This is a genomic window from Nocardiopsis alba DSM 43377 (assembly GCF_000341225.1).
Taxonomy (GTDB): Bacteria; Actinomycetota; Actinomycetes; order Streptosporangiales; family Streptosporangiaceae; genus Nocardiopsis; species Nocardiopsis alba.
Window position 1 is genome coordinate 1 of sequence record NZ_ANAC01000048.1, and the last position, 1,319, is coordinate 1,319.

Annotated in this window: 1 protein-coding gene; it reads right to left on the minus strand. The window is 67.8% G+C overall.

What is annotated here, in order from left to right; all coding sequences use genetic code 11:
- Positions 1–33: 33 nt before the first annotated feature.
- The gene (locus tag D451_RS0126070; RefSeq protein WP_017536616.1) at positions 34–1,272 is read right to left on the minus strand and encodes an IS30 family transposase; all 1,239 of its coding nucleotides are present in this window, start codon (positions 1,270–1,272) and stop codon (positions 34–36) included.
- Positions 1,273–1,319: the final 47 nt, after the last annotated feature.

A 1,319-nucleotide genomic window follows, 5' to 3' on the forward strand; every position in this document is an offset into this window, starting at 1 on the left:
GGCGGATTCTAGGAGTCGTCGCAACACGTGAGGTCAGTTGCTCGCCGAGAGCAGCTTAGCCAGACGCTCGGCTGGGGTTTCCCAGCCGAGCGTTTTGCGTGGGCGGGAGTTGAGCTCGGCGGCCACCGCGTCCAGGTCCTCGCGGGAGTGGGCCGCCAGGTCCGTGCCCTTGGGGAAGTACTGGCGCAGCAGGCCGTTGGTGTTCTCGTTGGAGCCACGCTGCCAAGGGCTGGCCGGGTCGCAGAAATAGACCGGGATGTCGGTCGCGGTGGTGAACTCCGCGTGGCGGGCCATCTCCGAGCCCTGGTCCCAGGTCAGCGACCTGCGCAACTGAGCGGGCAGGTCGCTCACGACCTGGACCAGAGCGTCGCGGAACTGCTCGGGGTGGTAGCCCCGGGGCAGGTGGACCAGGGTGACGAACCTGGTGGAGCGCTCCACCAGGGTGCCGATCGCGGACTTGTGGGCCTTGCCGATGATCAGGTCCCCTTCCCAATGGCCGGGCACCGCCCGGTCGGCGGCCTCGGGCGGGCGCTCGCTGATCATCACCATCGGTGCGGTGAACCTCTTCTGGCGCCGGGTGGACTGGCGTTGGGGCCGGCGCATCGTGCGTCCGGTGCGCAGCAGCTTGGCCAGGTCGCGGCGCAGTTGGCCGCGGCCCTGGATGTAGAGGGCCTGGTAGATCGTCTCGTGGCTCACACGCATCTCCTGGTCGTCGGGGAAGTCCCGGCGGAGCAGGTGAACGATCTGTTCGGGGCTCCAGCGCTGTTGGAGGCGCTGTTGGACATACTCGCGCAGCCGCGGGTTGGCGTCGAGTTTGCGGGGCTTGGGTCGCCTCCTGCGCTTCTCGGCGCGGGTCTGGGCGGCGTGGGGACCGTACCGGTATTTCTTGGCGGTGGCGTAGTAGGAGCGGTTGCGGCGGACCTCGCGGCCGATCGTGGACGGGGCCCGGCCCAGCTCGGCGGCGATCGAGCGGATCGAGGACTTGGCCTGGAGCATGTCGGCGATCCGCACGCGGTCTTCCTCGTTCAGGAAACGCGAAGAGCCTGGCGAGGACCGTGGCCTCCGGATGGGAGGTACGGCCTTCGCCAGGCTTTTGTGCGGGTGGCGGCCATTGCGCCAGACCTTGCCGGTGCGCCGATTGATCCCGACGATCCGGCAGGCCTCTCTGCTGCTGTAGCCCTGTTCCATGAGCCGGAAGTATTCCTCCCGCTCACGGACGAGCTTTGTCCGGCCCTGGTTGACCGACCGGTCCCGGATCTGGAAGTCGTTCATCGCACCCCTTCAGAGATGGGGTGTTGCAACGACCGTTAGAACCTAAG

Coding starts and splice junctions, on each gene's coding strand:
- D451_RS0126070 (WP_017536616.1), bottom strand. CDS start 1,272: ATGAACGACTTCCAGATCCGGGACCGGTCGGTCAACCAGGGCCGGACA.